This is a genomic window from Methylibium sp. (genome assembly GCF_035762065.1).
Taxonomy (GTDB): domain Bacteria; phylum Pseudomonadota; class Gammaproteobacteria; order Burkholderiales; family Burkholderiaceae_C; genus Methylibium.
Genome location: NZ_DASTPW010000030.1, coordinates 1 through 19,545, shown reverse-complemented (window position 1 = coordinate 19,545; position 19,545 = coordinate 1). Strand labels below are relative to the sequence as shown.

Here is a 19,545-nt window from a genome sequence, read left to right as displayed (position 1 = left end):
GACCGAGCGCGCCGACGCCGAGCCGGCGCTTCAGTAGGTTTCGGGGACGAACATCGCGGGCGGGATCGGCCGGCGCGCGTAGTCGGCGTGCCGCACCCGAGGCGGCAGCACCACCTCGGGCCGCGCGATTTCCTCGTAGGGCAGCTGCGCGAGCAGGTGGGCGATGCAGTTGAGCCGCGCCTTCTTCTTGTCCACCGCCTGCACCACCCACCACGGCGCCTCGGGGATGTGGGTGCGCTCGAGCATCGTCTCCTTGGCCTTGGTGTAGTCCTCCCAGCGGCGGCGGCTTTCCAGGTCCATCGGGCTGAGCTTCCACTGCTTGAGCGGATCGTGGATGCGGCCGAGGAAGCGCAGGTGCTGCTCCTCGTCGGTGATCGAGAACCAGTACTTCACGAGCTTGATGCCCGAGCGCACCAGCATCCGCTCGAACTCCGGCACCGAGCGGAAGAACTCCTCCACCTCGGACTCGCTGCAGAAGCCCATGACCCGCTCGACGCCGGCGCGGTTGTACCAACTGCGATCGAACAGCACGATCTCCCCGGCCGCCGGCAAGTGCGCCGCGTAGCGCTGGAAGTACCACTGGGTGCGCTCGCGGTCGTTCGGCGCAGGCAGCGCGACCACGCGGCACACCCGCGGGTTCAGCCGCTGCGTGATGCGCTTGATCGCGCCGCCCTTGCCGGCCGAGTCGCGGCCTTCGAAGACGATCACGATCTTCTGCCTCGTGGCCGCGACCCAGTCCTGCAGCTTGACCAGCTCGTGCTGCAGCCGGAACAGCTCGCGGAAGTAGTGCTGGCGTTCGTGGCGGCGCGCGGCGCGCTTGGTGGCGTCGGCGGCGTCGTCGCCGTCGGCCGCCGCGTCGAGTCGGCGGTCCTCGAACTCCATCTCGAGTTCCTCGTCGTAGCCGTCGAGCAGGTCGAGGTCGATGCGGTCGAGCAGGTCGTCGTCGTGCGGCAGCGTTTCGTTCGGCATGGGCGCGTCCAGGGCAGAGGTCGCACGAGGCTGCCGGGCGGCGATGACGCAGCGATGACCGCCGGGCGCTGCGGCATAGTCGGCAGCGTTCGCGTGCGAAGGAGCAGGAACGATGGGCGGCGTGGCGGACTACGGTGCGTTCGTGGTGGCGGTGATCGTCTTCCTCGCGATCCCCGGGCCGGGCAACCTCGCGCTGATCACCTCGACCGGCAAGGGCGGCGTGCGCGGCGGGCTGGCGGCGACCCTCGGCGTGATCGCGGGCGACCAGGTGCTGATGTGGCTCGCGGTCGCCGGCGTCGCGGCGCTGCTGCAGGCCTCGCCGGCGGTGTTCGCCGCGCTGCAGTGGGCCGGTGCCGCCTACCTCGCCTGGCTCGGCTGGGCGCTGCTCCGCAGGCCCGGCGATGCCTCGCCGATCACCATCCTGCCGCGCCACTACTTCCGCCAGGCGATGGCGATCACGCTGCTGAACCCGAAAGCCATCGTGTTCTACATGGCGTTCTTCCCGCTGTTCGTCGACCCGGCCCGGCACCAGGGCCTGCAGACCTTCGCGGTGATGGCCGCGACCATCGCGGGCCTCACCTTCGCCTACGGCGCCGTCGTGGTCGCGCTGACCCACCGGCTGGCCGAGCGGCTGCGGGCGCGGCCGGCGATCGGCCGCTGGCTCGAGCGCATCGCCGGCGGCATCCTGATCGGCTTCGGCGCCAAACTCGTGTTGTCTCGCTAGCGGCGGCGCGCTCCGTGGCCTAGGCTTCCGACGCAGGTGGTGGTGGACGCAACGTGATTTCGGGAGCTGCTTCGATGATCGAGATCTGGCTTGCCGGCGCCGTGCTGGCCGTCTGTGTCGTGCTGCTGGTGCGGCTGGTCGTCGGCGACGTGCGGCGGCATCGATTCGATGCCTTCGTCGCGCGGCGCTGGCAGGCGCTGCGCACCCGGCTGCGTGAAGGCTGGCAATGGCGCGGCGTGCGCCGCCGCGCGGCGCGCGAGGCCGACGAGGCGATCCGCCGCGCCCGCCACAAGGCAAAACGCGACGGCAACGTGATCCGCCCCGAGCAGTTCGAATCCCCGAAGAAGCCGCATTGATGGGCCCACCCCCGTTGCGGCTTCGCCGCTCCCCGTCAACGGGGCGCCGCTGGCGGCCCGGCAAAGCCGGATCCGCGGCGGCTGCTGGGCGGGGCAGCTGGTGGTCGGCTTTCGGCGCGCTCGGCTTGGTCTTGGTTCTGGCCGGCTGCGCGAGCGTCGTCAACCCGGTCACCGGCCGCACCGAACGCACGGTGATGAGCGAGGAGGCCGAAGTCGCCGAAGGCGCCAAGGCCCACGAGCAGGTCGTGCAGCAATACGGCCGCCACGACGACCCAAAGCTCGCCGCCTACGTCGACGAGCTCGGCCAGCGTCTCGCGAAGCATTCGCACCGGCCGCAGCTCAAGTGGACCTTCACCGTGCTCGACTCGCCGGAGCTGAATGCCTTCGCGCTGCCGGGCGGCTACGTCTACGTCACGCGCGGCATCCTTGCCACGATGGAAAGCGAGGCCGACCTCGCCGGCGTGATGGGCCACGAGATCGGCCACGTCACCGCGCGCCACGGCGCGCAGCGCGCGACGCGCCAGCAGCAGGCCGGCATCGGCGTGCTCGCGGCCAGCGTGCTGGGCGCGGTGCTGGGGATCGGCGACGTGGCGAACCAGGTCTCGCAGGGCGTCGCGGCCGGCTACGTCGCGAGCTACAGCCGCGACCAGGAACTGCAGGCCGACCGGCTCGGCGCCGAGTACCTGGCCAAGACGCGCTACGACCCGAAGAACATGGTCGACGTGATCCAGGTGCTGAAGAGCCACGAACAATACGCCGCCGACCACGCCAAGGCCGCCGGCCGTGGCGAGCGCGAGGGCGCCGACTGGCTCGCCTCGCATCCGAGCAACGAGACGCGGCTGCAAGACATCCGCAGCATCGCCGCCAGCTACCCGCAGGCCGCCTACGCCGACGACGCGCGCGGCCGCTTCCTGCGCGCGATCGACGGCCTGCCGTTCGGCGAGAGCCGCGCGCAGGGCGTCACCCGCGGCCAGCACTTCTTCCACGAGCCGCTCGGCTTCGCGTTGACCGCGCCCGCCGGCTGGCAGGTGCAGAACGCGCAGGCGGCGGTCGCGCTGGTCAACGGCGCCGGCGACGCCGGCCTCGTCGTGCGGCCGGTGCCCGAGAAGGCCGGCACGACGCACGAGGAGATCATCCGCAACCTCGTCAAGCCGACGGCAGGCCGCACCGAAAGGCGCGAACTACACGGCCTCGCGGCGACGCACTTCGTCGGCACGCGTCAGAACGCACAGGGGCAGACGAGCAACGTCGTGCTCACCGTCGTCAGCGGCCCGCAGGCCAAGCCCTACCTGCTGCAGTACCTGGGCAAGGACGGCGCGGCGCTGCAGCGCGCGCTGCCGACGCTGCGCGAGGCGGAGGCCAGCTTCCGGCCGCTGAGCGCCGCCGATCGCGCCGCCGCGCGCCCATGGGTGCTGAAGACCGCGCCGCTGCCGCGCGGCGGCTTCGCCGAACTCGCCAAGCGCTCGCCGCTGGGCGCCGGCGCGGAAGACCGGCTGAGGCTGATCAACGGCGTCTACGGCACCGCGAGCGCAGGGCGCGAGCCGAAGCCGGGCGAACTGGTGAAGGTGGTGGAGTGAGGGTCGGCCTGATCTCCGACACCCACGGTCTGCTGCAGCCCGAGGCGGTGGCCTTCCTGCGCGGCAGCGACCACATCGTGCATGCCGGCGACATCGGCGATCCTGCGGTCCTCGACGCGCTGGCGGCACTGGCGCCGCTGACCGCGGTGCTCGGCAACAACGACCGCGGCGCGTGGGCGCAACGGCTGCGGCCCACCGAGCGCGTCGAACTCGAAGGCGTCGTGCTCCATGCCATCCACGACCTCGCCGAGCTCGCGATCGATCCAGGGGCCGAAGGCGTGCAGGTGGTCGTTTCGGGCCACTCGCACAAGCCGTCGGTCGCGCGGCGCGACGGCGTGCTCTACGTCAACCCGGGCAGCGCGGGGCCGCGGCGCTTCAAGCTGCCCATCGCGGTGGGCGAGCTGATCGTGCAGGGCGGGTCGGTCTCGGCACGCATCGAGGAGCTGCCCGTCGTGTCCGCCTGAGGCAAGGTCGAGCGCGGGCGCAGGGCATCATCGCCCGATGGCCGACTTGAGCTTCTTCTGGCACGACTACGAAACCTTCGGCGCGCATCCGCGCCGCACGCGGCCTGCGCAATTCGCGGGCGTGCGCACCGATGCCGAGCTGAACGAGATCGACGCGCCGGTGACGCTGTACTGCCGGCCCGCGCCCGACTTCCTGCCCGAGCCCGAGGCCTGCCTGCTGACCGGCATCACGCCGCAAATCTGCCTCGAACGGGGGCTCCCCGAGTACGCCTTCGCCGAGGCGATCCACGAGCAGCTCGCGCGCGGCTGCACGGTGGGCGTGGGCTACAACTCGATCCGCTTCGACGACGAGGTGACGCGCCACCTGTTCTGGCGCAACCTGATCGAGCCCTATGGCCGCGAATGGCAGAACGAGTGCGGCCGATGGGATTTGCTCGACGTGGCGCGCTGCTGCCACGCGCTGCGGCCCGAGGGCGTCGAATGGCCGAAGCGCGAGGATGGCCACCCCTCGTTCAAGCTCGAGCACCTGAGCGCGGCCAACGGCCTCGTGCACACGGCCGCGCACGACGCGCTGTCCGACGTGCGCGCGACGATCGCGCTTGCGCGGCGCATCCGGCAGGCGCAGCCGCGGCTGTGGGACTTCTGCCTGCGCCTGCGCAGCAAGCACGAGGTGGCGGCCGAGTTCGCCGCGGCCGAGCGGGCCGCGACGCCCTTGCTGCACGTCTCGGGCATGTACGGTGCCGAGCGCGGCGCGCTGGCGCTGGTGTGGCCGCTGGCGCCGCACCCGACCAACAAGAATGAGGTGATCGTCTGGGACTGCGCGCAGGACCCTGAGCTGCTGTGGTCCCTGAGCGCCGAGGCGATCCGCGAGCGGCTGTTCACCCGCGCCGAGGATCGGCCCGAAGGCGTCGAGCGGCTGCCGATCAAGACGGTGCACTTGAACAAGTCGCCGGTCGTCATCGCGAACCTGCGCGTGCTGAGCGCCGAGCGCGCGGCGCACTGGGGCATCGATGTCGAAACCTCGCTGCGCCACGCGCGCGCCGCCGGCGAGCGCGCCGGCACGCTCGCGGGCTTGTGGCCCGAGGTGATGCGCCGGCCGCCGGCAGCCACGCCGCCCGACGTCGACGAAGACCTCTACGGAGGCTTCGTCGGCGACGCCGACCGGCGCGTGCTCCAGCGGCTGCTCGCGCTGCCCGGCGCGGAGCGCGCGGCCAGCCTCGCGAACCGCGCACCGCTGTTCAACGACGAACGCCTCGACGAGCTGCTGTTCCGGTGGCGCGCGCGCAACTTTCCCACGACCCTGGACGCCGCCGAGCGCGCGCGCTGGCTCGCGCACTGCCACCGCCGCCTGCATGGCGGCGAGGCGGGCTGGCCGACGGTCGAGCAGCTGCTCGAACGCATCGACGGGCTCGTCGAGGGCGCCGACGAGCGCGGCCACGCGATCCTCGGCGATCTGGTCGACTACATCACCGAGATCGGCTGATCCGCCGCCGGCGTGTCGATCGCCGCCAACGCAGCGGCCTGCAGCGGCGCGCGGGCGTTGCGCCGTGACGATCGCGACGGCCCCGCGTAGCAGCGCAGCCCCGGCAGGTCGAGCACGGTGACGCCGCCGAAGTCGACGCGCAGCAGCCCGTCGCGCTCCAGGGCATGCAGCGACTCGTTCGCGCGTTGGCGCGACACGCCCGACAGCAGCCCGATCTCCTCCTGGCTCAGCTGCACGAAGCTGCCGGTGTTCGGATAGAGCGCCGGCTCGAACAGCATCGCGAGGCAGCGCGCGACGCGCGCGTCGGGGCCGAGCAGGCGGTCGTTCTCGATCAGACCGATGAACAGGCTCAGGCGCGCGTTGAGCTGCGCGAGCAGGAAGCGGTTGAACGGCAGGCTGGTCGAGACCAGCCGCTCGAAGCTGTGCCGCGGGATGCAGACGAGCCGGGTGTCGCGCACCGCGACCGCGTCGTAGCCCCAGCGTCCGCCCTTCAGCAGCGTGCCTTCGCCGGCCCAGCCGCCCGCGGTGACGCCGGTGAGGGTCGAATGCCGGCCGTCGGTGTGCGAGACGGTCATCTTCACGAGCCCGTCGATCACGCCGATCCAGCACTCGGCCGGCTCGCCGCGGTGCGTCGCATGGCCGCCGACCGGCAGATGCCGTTCGAAGGCTTCGGCGACGACACGATCGAGTTCCGGCGGCGCCAGCGAGGACGCCCAGGTGCTGCCGCGCAGCATGCTCTCGGAGGTCTTCATCCGATCTGTCTCCTGGCTGGCCGCGGCCTCTGCGGGCCGGCGGGTGGCGGGGGCAACCCCCGTGCGCGCGTCGGCGACTACGGGCGGCCGCGCAGCGCGGATTCACGGGGAAAACACCAGTCCGGGATGTCGTTGCAACGACAGCCGCTGCCCGGCGAGGCCGAGACGATGGCCCGGGCCCGCGGCGCGGCCCGCTCTGCAAGGAGACATCGATGAAGCGAGATCCCGTCAATCCCGTGCGCGAGGCGGTCGGAACCGCCGAGGCCGTTCACGACGAAGCCGCCGGAGCGAAGGTCGACGCCGGGCGGCGCCGAGTGCTGAGCGCGGCGGCTTCCGCGCCGGTGCTCACCGCGGCCGCCGGCCTCGCGGCATCGGCGCCGGCCCAGGCGCTGCCGCTGCCCTTGACGCCGCCGGACACGACCGACTTCTACGATGTCGGCGACTCGCTGGTGCAGCTCGGCGCGCCGACAATGCCGCTGGTCAAGCTCGACATCGACGGCGACGGCGTCTACACGATGGCGCTGCCGCGGCTGGAGCAGGGCACCGGCATCGCGACCGCGGTCGCGATGATGATCGCCGAGGAAGCCGGCGTGCCGCTGTCGAAGGTGCGGGTCACGTCGGCCGACGCACAGCCCGAGCTGCTCTTCAACCAGATCACCGGCGGCTCCTGCTCGGTGCGCGCCTTCGTGCCGGTGCTGCCGGCGATGGTGGCTGCGGCGAGGCTGCGTGCCGGCTTGCTGCCGCAGGCCGGCACGCCGCGCGATCCGGCGCAGTTCAAGGTGATCGGCAAGCGCTTCGGCAAGCTCGATGCGCTGGACATCGTCACCGGTCGCAAGAAGTTCACGATGGACATCGACGTGCCCGGCGCGGTGCCGACGATGTGCCGGATGCCGTCGACGATCCGCGGCTCGGTCGCCAGCGTAAACAACCGCGCCGCGGTGCTCGCGCTGCCGGGCGTGCGCGCGGTGGAGGTGGTCCCCGGCGGCGGCGCGGTGGTCGGCATCCCGCCCGGCGTCGCGGTGATGGCGGACACCTTCGGCCAAGCCTGGGACGCCTGCAACGCGCTCGACATCACCTGGGGACCCGGCACGATGGCCGGCGAGTCGAACGCGACGATCTGGGAGAAGTGCCGCGCGGCGATTCCGCCGCAGCTGCCGGTGCCGCCCGGAATGATCGGCATCGACGCCGAATTCACCTGGAAGGCCGCGACCGCCTGCCCGCTCGAAGTGGAGTGCGCGATCGTCGACGCGACCAAGCCCGATCGCGCCGAGATCTGGGCCGGGCTGCAGAGCCCGATCGTCACTGCGCAGTCGGTCGCGCTCGAACTCGGCCTGCTGCCCACGCGGGTGGTCGCGCACGTGATCCCGAGCGGCGGCGCCTTCGGCCGGCGCCTCTTCTGGGACCCGGTGCAGGTGGCCGCGCAGGTCTCGAAGAAGACCGGCCTCGTCTGCAAGCTGATGTACCACCGCAGCGACGACATCCGCCACACGCGCCACCGGCCGCCGCAGGTGCACAAGGTGCGCGTCGCGATGCTGCCGCCCACGCTGCTGACCGCGGGCAGCGTGCTGAGCTACCAGCAGAGCATCGGCGCGGTGCGGCTCGACGCCCGCCACGGCTACGGCGAGATCGGCACCGCGCTCGGCGGCTCGCTGCCGCCGGCGGTGATCAACACCGTCGGCAACCTCGGCTACGAGCAGTTCTTCTTCAAGACGATGGTCACCTCGCCGTACAACTTCGGCGTCAGCACCAAGCTGCTGTTCCCGGTGGCGCTGGAGATGAACACCGTCTCCTACCGCTCGGTGCACATCCAGCCGGCGCGCACCGTCGAGGAAATCATCGTCGACGAGATCGCCGCGAAGCTCGGCCGCGACCCGGTGCAGTTCCGCATGGAATTCCTGAGGCTCGAGCGCGCGAAGGCCGTGCTGCAGCGCGTGGCCGGCGCCGCGCAGTGGGGCAAGCGCATGCCGGCCGGCTTCGCGCAGGGGGTGGGCGTGCACATGGAGTCGCGCTCGTTCTCGGCCTGCATCGTCGAGCTCGACGCGCGCGACCCGCAGAACTGCAAGGTGACCAAGGTCGTGATGGCGATCGACGTCGGCCGTGCGATCAACCCTTCGGGCGTGGAACAGCAGTGCCACGGCGGCATCGCGGAGGCGATCTCCTTGATCCTGAAGACCGGCATGAACATCAAGGACGGGCTGCCGCAGGAGGGCAGCTACAACCAGTACGTCTTCTGCAAGATGCGCGACTTCCCGAAGGACGTGCAGATCATCGTGATGCCCGACGTCGGCGAGCCCGCGGCCGGCATGGGCGAGGTGGCGATGAGCGCGCCCTCGGGGGCGATCGCCAACGCCTACGCGCGCGCCACCGGCCGCAAGCCGCGCAACTTCCCGCTCAACGCCCAGCCCGTCTACACACCCACGCCGGCCGGCCAGCTGCCGGCGGTGCCGGCCTTCAACTGAAAGGAGCCCGCCATGCCGAACCAAAGCTTCATCGTCAACGGGCAGCCGGTCACCGTCGATGCGCCGCCGGAGATGGCGCTGATTTGGGTGCTGCGCGACAAGCTCGGCATCACCGGCCCGAAGTACGGCTGCGGCCTGAACGTGTGCAAGGCCTGCACCTGCCTCGTCGACGGCAAGGCGGTGCAGACCTGCGTGACCAAGGTCTCGTCGGTGCAGGGCAGGAAGGTCACGACGATCGAGGGCCTGGCCAACGGCGCCACGCTGCATCCGGTGCAGCAGGCCTGGCTCAACATCGACGTGCCCCAATGCGGCTTTTGCCAGCCGGGGCAGATCATGGCCGCGGTGGACCTGCTCAGCCGAACGAAGAACCCAAGCGACGCCGACATCGACGCCATCGAGAACATGTGCCGCTGCGGCACCTACGGCCGCATCCGGCAGGCGATCAAGCAAGCCGCGGCGGCGATGTGAAGCGCGCTACCTGGAGAAGGAGTCGCGCAGGCCGGTGATGCGGTTGAACACCGGCCGGCCGGGCGCGTGGTCCTTGGTGTCGGCGACGAAGTAGCCGTGGCGTTCGAACTGCAGGTGCTGCCCGGCCGCGGCGGCAGCCAGGGCGGGCTCGACGAAGCCGAGCGCGACGCGCTTGCTCTGCGGGTTCAGCACCGAGAGGAAATCGCGGCCGCCGGCATCGGGCTGGGCTTCGGTGAACAGGCGCTCGTAGAGGCGCAGCTCGGCGGCGACGGCATCGTGCGCGGCGAGCCAGGTGATCGTGCCCTTGACCTTCACCGCGTCGGCGCCCGGCGTGCCGCTCTTGGTGTCGGGCACGACGGTGGCGTGCACCGCCGTGACCCGCCCGGCCGCGTCCTTCTCGCAGCCGCTGCACTCGACGATCACGCCGTACTTGAGGCGTACCTTGCTTCCCGGGCCCGCCGCGCCCGGCGGGAACAGGCGGAAAAAGCCTTTCGGCGGTGACTCCGCGAAGTCGTCGCGCTCGATCCAGAGCTCGGGGCCGAGCTCGAAGCGGCGCGTCCCGAGCTCGGGGCGGTGCGGGTGCGCCGGCGCTTCGCAGGGCTCGCGATGATCGGCGCTGCCGAAGACCTCGGCCCAGTTCGTCAACACGAGCCGCAGCGGATCGACGACCGCCATCGCGCGCGGCGCCTTGGCTTCGAGGTCGTCGCGCAGCGCTGCGTCGAGCGCGGCGTAGTCGATCCAGCTGTGGTCCTTGGTGACGCCGATGCGCTCGCAGAAAAGCTGGATCGCTTCGGGCGTGTAGCCGCGGCGGCGCAGGCCGGCGAGGGTGGGCATGCGCGGGTCGTCCCAGCCCTCGACATGGGCCTCGTCCACCAGTTGCTTGAGCTTGCGCTTGCTGGTGACGACGTAGGTCAGGTTGAGCCGCGCGAACTCGTGCTGGTGCGGCCGCGGGCGCGCGAGCAGGCCGAGCTCGCAGAGGTGCTCGAGCAGCCAGTCGTAGAACGGCCGCTGGTCCTCGAATTCGAGCGTGCAGAAGCTGTGGGTGATGCCTTCGAGCGCATCCTCGATCGGGTGCGCGTAGGTGTACATCGGGTAGATGCACCAGGCGTCGCCGGTGTTGTGATGCGTCGCGCGCTTGATGCGGTAGAGCGCGGGGTCGCGCAGGTTGATGTTGGGCGCGGCCATGTCGATCTTGGCGCGCAGCACCGCGGCACCGTCATCGAGCTGGCCGTCGCGCATCGCGCGAAAGCGCGCGAGGTTCTCTTCGATGCCGCGCGAGCGGAACGGGCTCGCGGTGCCGGGCGTCGTGAAGTCGCCGCGCGTCGCGCGCATCTGCTCGGCCGTCTGCTCGTCGACGTAGGCGAGACCGGCGCCGATCAGGGCAACGGCGGCGCGGTACATGAAGTCGAAGTAGTCGCTGGCGAAGTAGAGGTGGCTGCGTTCAGCCTCCTGCCACGAGAAGCCGAGCCACTTCACCGCCTCGACGATCGCATCGACGTACTCCTGCTCTTCCTTTTCGGGGTTGGTGTCGTCGAAGCGCAGGTGGCACACGCCGCCGTAGTCGCGCGCGAGGCCGAAGTTCAGGCAGATGCTCTTCGCATGGCCGACGTGCAGGTAGCCGTTGGGCTCGGGTGGGAAGCGGGTGCGGATCTTCGCGGCGTCGACCGGCGCGGCGCCGTGATGGGCGGCGTCGCCGGGGGTGCCGGCGAAGCGCCGGCCCGCGTAGCGGCCCTGTTCGAGGTCGCGCTCGATGATGCCGCGCAGGAAATTGCTCGGCCGCGCGGGCTCGGGAGTCTTCGGATCGTGGGGCATGCGAGGCAGTTTATCGGCGGGTCGCCGACGACCACGCGGCCCGCGACGCGCTCAGGCCTTGGTGAACACCAGTGCCGAGTTGGTGCCGCCGAAGGCGAAGGAGCTGCTCAGCGCGGCACGCAACGCGGGCTCGCGCTGCTCGGGCTCGCGCACCAGATGCAGGCGGACCGCGGGATCGATCTCGGCGCAATGCGCGTTCGGCGGCAGCGCTGCGCGCTCGACTGCGAGCACGGTGATCAGCGCTTCGAGCGCGCCGGCCGCGCCGAGCAGGTGGCCGTGCAGCGCCTTGGTCGAGCTCACGCGCAGGTCGCCGAGCGCGTCGCCCCAGACGGCGGCGAGCGCTTCGGCTTCGATCGGGTCGCCGGCCTTCGTCGCGGTGCCGTGCGCGTTGCAGTAGCCGACGTCGCGCGGCGCGAGGCCGGCGCCACGCAGGGCCTGGCGGATCGCGAGCGCCTGGCCGGCGGCGTCGGGCTTGGTGAGGTGCGTCGCGTCGCAGCTGATGCCCCAGCCGGCCAGCTCGGCATGCACCCGCGCGCCGCGCGCCCGTGCGCGGGATTCGCCTTCCAGCACCATGAAGGCCGCGCCTTCGCCGAGCACGAAGCCGCTGCGGTCGACAGCGAAGGGCCTGCAGGCGCTGGCCGCCTCGCCGGGCGCGAAGCTTGCGAGCGTCTGCATCGCCTGCCACGCGAGCACGACCCCGGGCACCAGCAGCGCTTCGGTGCCGCCGGCGATCGCCAGATCGACCTCGCCGCTGCGCACTGCCTTTGCCGCCTCGGCCAACGCGACGGCCGACGAAGCACACGCGACCGAGTAGGTCAGCACCGGCCCGCGCACGCCGAGCCGCATCGCGACGTGCGCGGCCGGCGCGTTCGGCATGAAAGCCGGCACCGTCAGCGGCGGCACGCGGCCGTTCGGGGCGCGGTAAGCGGTCTCCAGTGCAGCCGCCCCGCCCATGCCGCAGCCGACGTAGACGCCGATGCGCTCGGGCTCGACGTCGAGATCAGGCCGTGCGTCGCCGACGGTTGCGAACGCTGCGCGCACAGCGAGGTCCGCCGCGGCCACCGCGAGCCGGCTGACGCGATCGACGCCCGCGAGTTGCAGCTTGGTGAACCAGCGCGTCTCGTCGAACTCGACCGGCGCCGCGGCCGCGGGCTTCGGCAGCTCGGGAAGCACTTCGCGGATCGCCGAGCGGCCGGCGAGCAGTGCGTCGAACATCGCTCCGGTGTCGTCACCGTGCGGCGAAATCGTGCCGAGGCCGGTGACGAGGACGCGGCTCACGCGCGCATCCTCATGCGGTCTGGGCGGCCCGCAGTTCGTCGACGACCTTGGCCAGGTCGTTCAGCGTGTCGATGTTCGAGTGTTCCTCGGGCAGCGACAGGCCGAACTTGTCTTCGACCTCGAACAGGAATTCGACCAGCGCCAGCGAATCGAGTCCGGCGGCGCGGATCGAGGCGTTCGGGTCGAGGGTCGCGGGATCGATGCCGTACTTCTGCTGGATCAGGTCCTGCAATTCCTTGAGCGAACTCATGCTGGCAACTCCGAAGGGGCAGCTTGTCGGCGCGGTTGCGGGCTCGTTCCGGGCCGCGCGACCCCCGTTGCACCGAGGACCGATGTCATGGCGCCGAATGATATGCGCTGCGTTTCGACGGGCTCTCGGCAGCACGCCAGCGCAGCGAGAGCGCGGCCACCGCAAGGCCCAGGGCGAGGCCAGCGACCGCGTCGAGCAGCACGTGCTGCTTGATCGCCAGCGTCGAATAGGCGATCAGCACGAACCACGCGACATTGAGCGCACGAAGCGCGCCGGGGGCGCCGATGTGGCGCACCAGGTGATCGATCCACACGGCGGTGAAGGCGGCGGTCGCCACGTGCAGCGACGGGCAGGCGTTGCCGGTGCTGTCCACGCCCTGCAGCACCGCGAAGCCGGGGTGCGCCTGCAGGTCGACGCTGACCGGCTGCACCGAGGTCGGCCACCAATAGAAGCAGGCGAGGCCCACCGCGCACAGCGCGGCGGCCCACAGGCCATAGACGATCAAGGCGCGCAGCCCGAGCAGCAAGCCCGGCGCGATGCCGAGGTAGACCCACAGCGAGATGTAGGCGCCGAGCAGGCCGGGCTGGAAGACGATCCAGTCGTCGATCGGAGTCGTCGGCATCGGCGTTGGCGGCGCCGAGGGGTTACGCAGCACGTGGAAGTAGCCGAGGAAGAACAGCCACATGAAAGCCGAGATGCCGATCAGCTTGAGCCACAAGCGGTGCGCCACGCGCTCGCCAAGAGCGGCCCGCCAATCGGTGCGGCTGCCGTACAGCCAGCGCTCGGACGGCCGGAACGACGAACCGACGCGGGACGTTCTGGGCGAGGGCGGGAGGGACACGAAGGAGGGCGTTGCTGCCGAAACTGCGGTCCGGCGATGGATTCTAGGCAGCGGGTTGCCGCGGCCGACGCATCGCGCGCTTTACAAACTTTCACGGGCCCGCCGCGCCGTCCGCGTCTTCCGCCCGCTGCGTCATCGCGTTGTCGGTGCAGGCGGCGCCCGACCCAGGCCGCCCGGCTCGCAGCAGCAGCCGCACGGGTCGACAGGAGCACAAGATGAACCAAGCAGTCCGCAAGTCCCTTGCCGCGATCGGTCTGGTCGGCGCGAGCCTCGCGTCGATGGCTGCCGCGCACGCCGGGGGCGTGAACTGGCACATCGGCATCAACCTGCCGGCGCCGCCGATCTACTACGAGCCGCCCCCGCGCGTGGTGTATGCGCCGCCGCCGGTGGTCTACGGACCGGCACCGATCATCTACGCCCCGGCGCCGGTCTATGCACCGCGCGGTCATTGGCGCGACGGCCGCTGGCGCGACCACGACCGTCGTCACCGGCATCATCATCACCACCACTACCACCGGGGCCACGGCTACGGTGACGACGACGACCGCCGCGACGGCCGCCGTTACCGCTACTGAGTCCGCGACATCCGCCCGGCATGCCCGGGCGGGCCGTCCTGCCGGCCGCGGTTACCGGAGGGCGGGCCTTTAGAATCTCAGGCTTTCGTTCAGCCCCAGGAAGCCGTCCGTGTCCTCGCCCGTTCAAGCCCTCGCCGCCGCTGCCGGACCGTCGCCGGAGCAATCGCCTGCCGAGCGCGAACTGGCCGAGCTGATGGTGCAGGCGCTGAGCCTCGAGACAAGCCCGGCCGAAATCGACCCCGAGGCGCCGCTGTACGGCGAAGGCCTCGGCCTCGATTCGATCGACATCCTGGAGGTCGCGCTGGAGGTGTCGCGGAAGTACGGCTTCCAGCTGCGCTCGGACGACGAGAACAACCACAAGATCTTCCAATCGCTGCGCAGCCTCGCTGCGCACATCGCGCAGCACCGCACGACCTGATCGCGCAGCGTGCCGCGCGGCCGCGCGTGACGTTCGCCTCGACCCGACCCGCAGCCATGAAGCTGCCCCTCATCGTCGCCCGCGACCTCGACGCGCCGATCGCCTGGCGCGCCGGACGCCCCTTGATTGCGCGCTGCTTCCTCGCCGACGCGGCGCACGCTGCGCAGCGGCTGCCGGACCGCGGCGCGATGCTCGATCTGTGCAGCGACCGCTACGCTTTCGCGGTCGGCCTCGCGGCGGCCTGGATGCGTGGCCAGGCCGCCTTGCTGCCGCCGAACGCGCTGCCCGACACGCTGGCGCGGCTGCGTGCCGCACATCCCGAGCTCTATGTTTACGGCGACGGCACGCACGATCCCGTAGCGGACCTCGGCGAGATCCGACATGCCGAGATCGGCGCGCTCGCTCACGAGACACCGACGATCGATGCCGACCAGCACGCCGCGATCCTGTTGACCTCCGGCTCCACCGGCACGCCGCAAGCGCATGCGAAGCGCTGGCGCACGCTGGTCGACAACATCGCGGCGGCGGCCGAGCGGCTCGCGGCCAGCCTGGAGCGGCCGTCGCTGGTCGGCGTCAACGTCGTCGCGACGGTACCGCCGCAGCACAGCTACGGCTTCGAGTCGAGCGTGCTGCTCGGGCTGCTCGGCGGCGCGGCCTTCGACTGCGGCCGGCCGTTCTACCCGGCCGACATCGTCGCGGCGCTCGAATCGCTGCCACGCCCGCGCGTGCTGGTGACGACGCCCTTTCATCTGAAGACGCTGCTGCGCGCCGGGCTGGCGTTGCCGCCGGTCGATCTGCTGCTGAGCGCGACCGCGCCGCTGTCGCCGCAGCTCGCGCTCGAGGCCGAGCGCGCTTTCGGCGGGCCGCTGGTCGAGATCTACGGCTGCACCGAGGCCGGCCAGGTCGCGACGCGGCGCAGCGTCCACACCGAGGTCTGGCAGTGCTTCGGCGCGCTGCGGGTGCGCGCCGAGCTCGTCGATGGCGTCGAGCGCTTCGTCGCCGAAGGCGGCCATGTCGCCGAGCCGACGCCGCTGGCCGACATCCTCGCGATCGAACCCGGCTCCGGCGCCGAAGGCGATGGCCGGCGCTTCCGGCTGCTCGGCCGCTCGAACGACCTGATCCATGTCGCGGGCAAGCGCAGCTCGCTCGCGCACCTCGACTACCACTTGAACAGCATCGAAGGCGTCGAGGACGGCGCGTTCTGGCTGCCCGACGAAGTCGCCGACGCGGTGGTGCGGCCGGTGGCCTTCGTGGTCGCGCCGAAGCTCGATGCCGCAGCCATCGTGCAGGCGCTGCGCGGCCGGCTGGACGCCGTCTTCGTGCCGCGGCGCGTCGTCCATGTCGATGCGCTGCCGCGTGCGGCGACCGGCAAGCTCGCCGCCGCCGCGCTTGCGCGGCTCGCGCAGGAGCGGCTCGGATGAACGACGCGGTGCACCGCTTCGAGGTCGCGGCTGATCACCCGGCCTTCGCCGGCCACTTCCCCGGCCAGCCGCTGCTGCCTGGCGTGCTGCTGCTCGCCGAAGTGATGCGGGCGCTGCGCGCGGCGCCGGCGCTGGCCGCGCGGCTGGGCGCGCATCCCGAGGTCGCCGCGGCGAAGTTTCTGGCGCCGGTGGGTCCCGGGCAGGCGGGCGAGGTGCGCCTGTTCGACGAAGGCAAGGCGCTGCGCTTCGAGGTTCATGCCGGCGGCGTGCTCAGTGCCAGCGGCCAGTTGCGCGCGGAGACGGGGGCGTGAGCGCCGTCGGCCAGACCGGCCGCTTGCCGGGCCAGGACGACGCCGACTGGCTGCGCCAGCGCGAACGCGGCAGCGCGCTCGCGTTTCGCCTGATGGCGTGGATCGCGCTGCGTTGCGGGCGCCGCTTCGCGCGGCTCGTGCTGCATCCGGTGACGCTCTACTTCGTGCTGTTCTCGCCGCAGCAGCGTCGCCATTCACGCCGCTACCTCGGCCGCGCGCTCGGCCGCGAAGCCGGTTGGCGCGACGGCTACCGCCACGTCCACGCCTTCGCCTCGACGATCCTCGACCGCGTCTACCTGCTGCGCGGCCAGGAAGCCGCCTTCGAGCTGCGCACCCACGGCACCGAGCTGCTCGACGCGATGCTCGAGGCCGGCCGCGGCGCCTTCCTGGTCGGTGCGCACCTGGGCAGCTTCGAGGCCCTGCGCATCGTCGGTCGTGCCCGGCCGGAGCGCCGCATCGCGATGGTGATGTACCCCGACAACGCGCGCCTGATCCAGCAGACGCTGGCTGCGATCGCCCCCGGCACCGAGCCCGAGGTGATCGCGCTGGGCCGCCGCGACTCGATGCTCGCGATCCGCGACTGGCTGGACGCCAACGGCCTGGCCGGCATGCTGGCCGATCGCACGCTCGGGGCGCCGACGCCGGGCAGCACCGACCCGATGGCCGCGCTCGGCGCCCGCGAGGGCACGGTGACGCTCGACTTCATCGGCCGCCCCGCGCCGTTCGCCGACGGCCCGTTCCGGCTCGCCGCGCTGCTGCGCCGGCGCGTCGTCTTCATGGCCGGCCTCTACCTCGGCGGCGCCCGCTACGAGGTTCGCTTCGAGCCGCTGGCCGACTTCAGCACCGGCTTCGCGAACGCGGCCGAACGCGAGGCGGCGATCCGCGCGGCGATCGCGGCCTACGTCGCTCGGCTCGAGGCGCTGTGCCGCGCACACCCCTTCAACTGGTTCAACTTCCATGACTTCTGGAAAGAGGGTTGACCCCTGCCGTTGCGGCTTCGCCGCTCCCCTCCAGGGGGGCGCCGCTGGCGCTCCGGCAAAGCCGGCCCGCGGCGGACGCTCGGTTGGCCGCGTGCTCCGTGGTCGTCGCTTCTTCGGCGCGAGCCTGTTCTTCGCCGTCGTCTTGTCGGCGGCCGCGCCTTCGGCGCACGCCTTCGATCTGAGCCAGCTGATGAAGCTGCTCGCGCAGCAGCGCGCCGGCGAGGCCAGCTTCACCGAGCAGCGTTTCGTGCGTGGGCTCGACGCGCCGCTCGAGGCGAGCGGCACGCTGAGCTTCGCCGCGCCCGATCGCTTCACCCGGCAGACGCTCAAGCCGCGCCCCGAGAGCATGACGGTCGAGGGCAACCAGCTGACGCTCGCGCGCGGCGGCCGCACGCGCAGCCTGCAGCTCGATGCGATGCCGGAGCTGCTCGGCCTGGTCGAGGCGGTGCGCGGCACGCTGACCGGCAACGCGCCGCTGCTCGCGCGCCACTTCCGCAGCACGCTGGCCGGTCAGGAGCGGGCGTGGACGCTCGAGCTCGTGCCGCTGGCACCGACGACGCTCGCGGCGGTGTCGAAGCTGCGCATCGCCGGCGAGCACGGCGAGCTGCGCCGCATCGAGATCGAGCTGAGCGACGGCGACAGCTCGGTGATGACGATCGGCGCGCTGCGGCCGTCGAACGCCGCTTCGGCGCCCCGGCCCGCGTCTTGAGCACGCCCGTTCCGAGCGAGCGCCCGCCGCACGGGCGCCGGGCCATCGCCCTGTGGCTGCTGGCACTGGCGGTCGCGGCGGCGGTGATCGCGCGCACGCCGTTCAACGCCGACCTCTCGGCCTTCCTGCCGGCGAGCCCCGACGCTCGCCAGCAGCTGCTGATGGACCAGCTGCAGACCGGCGCGATCGCCCGCACGCTGTTCGTCGGCATCGAAGGCGGCGATGCGAAGCAGCGGGCCGCCGCCTCGCGCTCGCTCGCCACCGCGCTGCGCGCGAGCGGGCGCTTCGAGCAGGTGAACAACGGCGACCGCGGCGAGCAGGGCGCCGCGCCGGGTACCGAATGGCAGGCGTCCGGCGAGTGGGTCTTTCGCCACCGCTACCTGCTGAGCCCCGCCGTCGGGCCGGAGCGCTTCACCGTCGAAGGCCTGCGCGAGGGCATCGACGAGACGCTGTCGCTGCTCGGCACGCCGGCCGGCAGCGCGCTGAAGCCGCTGCTCGAGCGCGACCCGACCGGCGAGACGCAACGCATCGTGGAGGCGCTGCTGCCCGCAAGCGGGCCGCGCAGCGAGGAGGGCGTATGGGTCGGGCGCGAGGTGCCGCGCGCCGTGCTGCTGCTGTCCACGCGCGCCGAGGGGGGCGACATCGATGGCCAGCTCGCCGCGATCGAACAGGTCCGCGCGAGCTTCGTGCCGCTGGCGGCACAGGGCCTCGAGCTGAAGCTCAGCGGCCCGGGCGTCTTCGCGGTCGAGAGCCGCGCGCAGATCCAGAGCGAGACGCGCCACCTGGTCATCACCGGCAGCCTCGTGATGAGCGGCTTGCTGCTGGCGGCTTTCGCGTCGCTGCGGGCGCTGTTCGTCGCCGCGGTGCCGGTCATCACGGGCGTGCTGTGCGGCGTGGCGGCGGTCGGCCTCGCGTTCGGCTCGGTGCACGGCATGACGCTCGGCTTCGGCAGCACGCTGATCGGCGAGGCGGTCGACTACGCCATCTACTACCTGATCCAGGCGCGCGGCGCGCACGGCGTCGCGGCCGCCGGCCCGGGCTGGCGCCGCTGGCGCGACACCCAGTGGCCCACCGTGCGCCTGGGCCTGTGGACCTCGGTGTGCGGCTTCGCCGTGCTGATGTTCTCGGGCTTCACCGGGCTCGCGCAGCTGGGCCTGTTCTCGACGGCCGGGCTGATCGGCGCCGCGCTCGCGACGCGCTTCGTGCTGCCGGTGTTGATGCCGAACGGCGCCGCCGGCGCCGGCCTGCGCCGCCCGCTGGGCCGCTTCACCGCCTGGCTGCTCGAGGCGATGGCGCGCCTGAAGTGGCCGCTCCTGGCGCTCGGCCTCGCGGCGACCGCGCTGCTGGTGGTGCGCGGCGGCGCGGCCTGGAACGCGAGCCTGAGTTCGCTCAGCCCGATCCCGCGTGCCGCGCTCGCGCTCGACGAAAGCCTGCGCGGCGATCTTTCGGCCGGCGAGGCCCGCACGCTGGTCGTCGCCGGTGGCGCCGACGCGCAGGCGGCGCTGCGCGCGGCCGAGGAAGCCGGGCGCCGGCTCGATCCGCTGGTCGCCGACGGCACGCTGGCCGGCTACGACACGCCGGCGCGCCTGCTGCCGAGCCTGCGGACGCAAGCGGCGCGGCTCGCGAGCCTGCCCGAGGCCGAGCCGCTGCGCGAGCGCCTCGCCGAGGCGACCGCCGGCGGGCCGCTGCGCGCCGAAC

At 72.1% G+C, this 19,545-nt stretch carries 20 protein-coding genes; 14 read left to right on the top strand and 6 right to left on the bottom strand.

Translation table 11 applies throughout. From position 1 onward, the window contains the following. Window positions 1-30: 30 nt before the first annotated feature. Complete coding sequence (gene ppk2 / locus VFR90_RS08600) at window positions 31-969, bottom strand: polyphosphate kinase 2 (RefSeq protein WP_326405701.1); 939 nt, start codon at window positions 967-969, stop codon at window positions 31-33. 112 nt (window positions 970-1,081) lie between these two features. Here ppk2 and VFR90_RS08595 point away from each other — a divergent pair, with 112 nt between their 5' ends. From VFR90_RS08595 to sbcB, 5 genes are all read left to right on the top strand, one after another. Further along, window positions 1,082-1,693 (top strand): LysE family translocator, encoded by a 612-nt coding sequence (locus VFR90_RS08595; RefSeq protein ID WP_326405700.1) that lies wholly within the window; start codon window positions 1,082-1,084, stop codon window positions 1,691-1,693. Window positions 1,694-1,767: 74 nt separating this feature from the next. Continuing rightward, entirely contained in the window at window positions 1,768-2,049 is a 282-nt protein-coding gene (locus VFR90_RS08590; RefSeq protein ID WP_326405699.1) for a hypothetical protein, read from the top strand. 125 nt (window positions 2,050-2,174) lie between these two features. After that, a complete protein-coding gene (locus VFR90_RS08585; RefSeq protein WP_326405698.1) occupies window positions 2,175-3,626 on the top strand; it encodes a M48 family metalloprotease in 1,452 nt (483 codons plus the stop codon). Continuing rightward, window positions 3,623-4,090, top strand: coding sequence for a metallophosphoesterase family protein (locus VFR90_RS08580; RefSeq protein ID WP_326405697.1), 468 nt, complete (start codon window positions 3,623-3,625; stop codon window positions 4,088-4,090). The genes VFR90_RS08585 and VFR90_RS08580 overlap by 4 nt, the downstream gene beginning before the upstream one ends. Window positions 4,091-4,127: 37 nt before the next feature. Then, window positions 4,128-5,573: an exodeoxyribonuclease I gene (gene sbcB, locus VFR90_RS08575; protein ID WP_326405696.1), complete on the top strand. Its 1,446-nt coding sequence runs from the start codon at window positions 4,128-4,130 to the stop codon at window positions 5,571-5,573. Here sbcB and VFR90_RS08570 read toward each other — a convergent pair. After that, complete coding sequence (locus VFR90_RS08570) at window positions 5,552-6,325, bottom strand: Crp/Fnr family transcriptional regulator (RefSeq protein ID WP_326405695.1); 774 nt, start codon at window positions 6,323-6,325, stop codon at window positions 5,552-5,554. The two genes, sbcB and VFR90_RS08570, sit on opposite strands and share 22 nt — an antisense overlap. 212 nt (window positions 6,326-6,537) lie before the next feature. Here VFR90_RS08570 and VFR90_RS08565 point away from each other — a divergent pair, with 212 nt between their 5' ends. Next, window positions 6,538-8,784 (top strand): xanthine dehydrogenase family protein molybdopterin-binding subunit, encoded by a 2,247-nt coding sequence (locus tag VFR90_RS08565; RefSeq protein ID WP_326405694.1) that lies wholly within the window; start codon window positions 6,538-6,540, stop codon window positions 8,782-8,784. Window positions 8,785-8,796: 12 nt separating this feature from the next. Then, on the top strand, window positions 8,797-9,252 hold the full coding sequence (locus VFR90_RS08560; RefSeq protein WP_326405693.1) for a (2Fe-2S)-binding protein: 456 nt from the start codon (window positions 8,797-8,799) through the stop codon (window positions 9,250-9,252). 6 nt (window positions 9,253-9,258) lie between these two features. Here the strand turns inward: VFR90_RS08560 and VFR90_RS08555 are convergent, their stop codons facing one another. The 4 genes from VFR90_RS08555 to VFR90_RS08540 all read right to left on the bottom strand — a co-directional run bounded on the left by VFR90_RS08555 (window position 9,259) and on the right by VFR90_RS08540 (window position 13,322). Further along, the gene (locus VFR90_RS08555; protein ID WP_326405692.1) at window positions 9,259-11,064 is read right to left on the bottom strand and encodes a glutamine--tRNA ligase/YqeY domain fusion protein; all 1,806 of its coding nucleotides are present in this window, start codon (window positions 11,062-11,064) and stop codon (window positions 9,259-9,261) included. Between the two features lie 51 nt (window positions 11,065-11,115). Continuing rightward, window positions 11,116-12,342 carry a beta-ketoacyl-[acyl-carrier-protein] synthase family protein gene (locus VFR90_RS08550; protein ID WP_326405691.1) on the bottom strand — a complete coding sequence of 409 codons (1,227 nt, stop codon included), beginning with the start codon at window positions 12,340-12,342 and terminating at the stop codon, window positions 11,116-11,118. A gap of 10 nt (window positions 12,343-12,352) precedes the next feature. Beyond that, on the bottom strand, window positions 12,353-12,592 hold the full coding sequence (locus VFR90_RS08545) for an acyl carrier protein (RefSeq protein WP_326405690.1): 240 nt from the start codon (window positions 12,590-12,592) through the stop codon (window positions 12,353-12,355). An 85-nt stretch (window positions 12,593-12,677) separates the two neighbouring features. Beyond that, window positions 12,678-13,322 carry a phosphatase PAP2 family protein gene (locus VFR90_RS08540; RefSeq protein WP_326405689.1) on the bottom strand — a complete coding sequence of 215 codons (645 nt, stop codon included), beginning with the start codon at window positions 13,320-13,322 and terminating at the stop codon, window positions 12,678-12,680. A gap of 326 nt (window positions 13,323-13,648) precedes the next feature. Between VFR90_RS08540 and VFR90_RS08535 the strand changes: the two genes are divergently transcribed. The 7 genes from VFR90_RS08535 to VFR90_RS08505 all read left to right on the top strand — a co-directional run. Then, window positions 13,649-14,008, top strand: a complete 360-nt coding sequence (locus VFR90_RS08535; RefSeq protein ID WP_326405688.1) for a hypothetical protein — start codon at window positions 13,649-13,651, stop codon at window positions 14,006-14,008. Between the two features lie 109 nt (window positions 14,009-14,117). After that, a complete protein-coding gene (apeE, locus tag VFR90_RS08530; protein ID WP_326405687.1) occupies window positions 14,118-14,426 on the top strand; it encodes an ApeE family acyl carrier protein in 309 nt (102 codons plus the stop codon). Window positions 14,427-14,482: 56 nt separating this feature from the next. Continuing rightward, a complete protein-coding gene (locus VFR90_RS08525; RefSeq protein ID WP_326405686.1) occupies window positions 14,483-15,847 on the top strand; it encodes an AMP-binding protein in 1,365 nt (454 codons plus the stop codon). Next, the gene (locus VFR90_RS08520) at window positions 15,844-16,158 is read left to right on the top strand and encodes an ApeI family dehydratase (RefSeq protein ID WP_326405685.1); all 315 of its coding nucleotides are present in this window, start codon (window positions 15,844-15,846) and stop codon (window positions 16,156-16,158) included. Before VFR90_RS08525 ends, VFR90_RS08520 begins: the two co-directional genes overlap by 4 nt. Further along, on the top strand, window positions 16,155-17,138 hold the full coding sequence (locus VFR90_RS08515; protein WP_326405684.1) for a lysophospholipid acyltransferase family protein: 984 nt from the start codon (window positions 16,155-16,157) through the stop codon (window positions 17,136-17,138). Before VFR90_RS08520 ends, VFR90_RS08515 begins: the two co-directional genes overlap by 4 nt. 91 nt (window positions 17,139-17,229) lie before the next feature. After that, window positions 17,230-17,847: a LolA-related protein gene (locus VFR90_RS08510; RefSeq protein WP_326405683.1), complete on the top strand. Its 618-nt coding sequence runs from the start codon at window positions 17,230-17,232 to the stop codon at window positions 17,845-17,847. Beyond that, window positions 17,844-19,545, top strand: a 1,702-nt coding sequence (locus tag VFR90_RS08505) for an MMPL family transporter (protein WP_326405682.1), incomplete at its 3' end; no start/stop codon positions are given. The genes VFR90_RS08510 and VFR90_RS08505, both read left to right, overlap by 4 nt.

Excerpts from the sequence above, each read along its gene's own strand:
- ppk2 (WP_326405701.1), bottom strand. The coding sequence starts at position 969 with ATGCCGAACGAAACGCTGCCGCACGACGACGACCTGCTCGACCGCATC.
- VFR90_RS08595 (WP_326405700.1), top strand. The coding sequence starts at position 1,082 with ATGGGCGGCGTGGCGGACTACGGTGCGTTCGTGGTGGCGGTGATCGTC.
- VFR90_RS08590 (WP_326405699.1), top strand. The coding sequence starts at position 1,768 with ATGATCGAGATCTGGCTTGCCGGCGCCGTGCTGGCCGTCTGTGTCGTG.
- sbcB (WP_326405696.1), top strand. The coding sequence starts at position 4,128 with ATGGCCGACTTGAGCTTCTTCTGGCACGACTACGAAACCTTCGGCGCG.
- VFR90_RS08570 (WP_326405695.1), bottom strand. The coding sequence starts at position 6,325 with ATGAAGACCTCCGAGAGCATGCTGCGCGGCAGCACCTGGGCGTCCTCG.
- VFR90_RS08565 (WP_326405694.1), top strand. The coding sequence starts at position 6,538 with ATGAAGCGAGATCCCGTCAATCCCGTGCGCGAGGCGGTCGGAACCGCC.
- VFR90_RS08560 (WP_326405693.1), top strand. The coding sequence starts at position 8,797 with ATGCCGAACCAAAGCTTCATCGTCAACGGGCAGCCGGTCACCGTCGAT.
- VFR90_RS08555 (WP_326405692.1), bottom strand. The coding sequence starts at position 11,064 with ATGCCCCACGATCCGAAGACTCCCGAGCCCGCGCGGCCGAGCAATTTC.
- VFR90_RS08545 (WP_326405690.1), bottom strand. The coding sequence starts at position 12,592 with ATGAGTTCGCTCAAGGAATTGCAGGACCTGATCCAGCAGAAGTACGGC.
- VFR90_RS08535 (WP_326405688.1), top strand. The coding sequence starts at position 13,649 with ATGAACCAAGCAGTCCGCAAGTCCCTTGCCGCGATCGGTCTGGTCGGC.
- VFR90_RS08525 (WP_326405686.1), top strand. The coding sequence starts at position 14,483 with ATGAAGCTGCCCCTCATCGTCGCCCGCGACCTCGACGCGCCGATCGCC.
- VFR90_RS08520 (WP_326405685.1), top strand. The coding sequence starts at position 15,844 with ATGAACGACGCGGTGCACCGCTTCGAGGTCGCGGCTGATCACCCGGCC.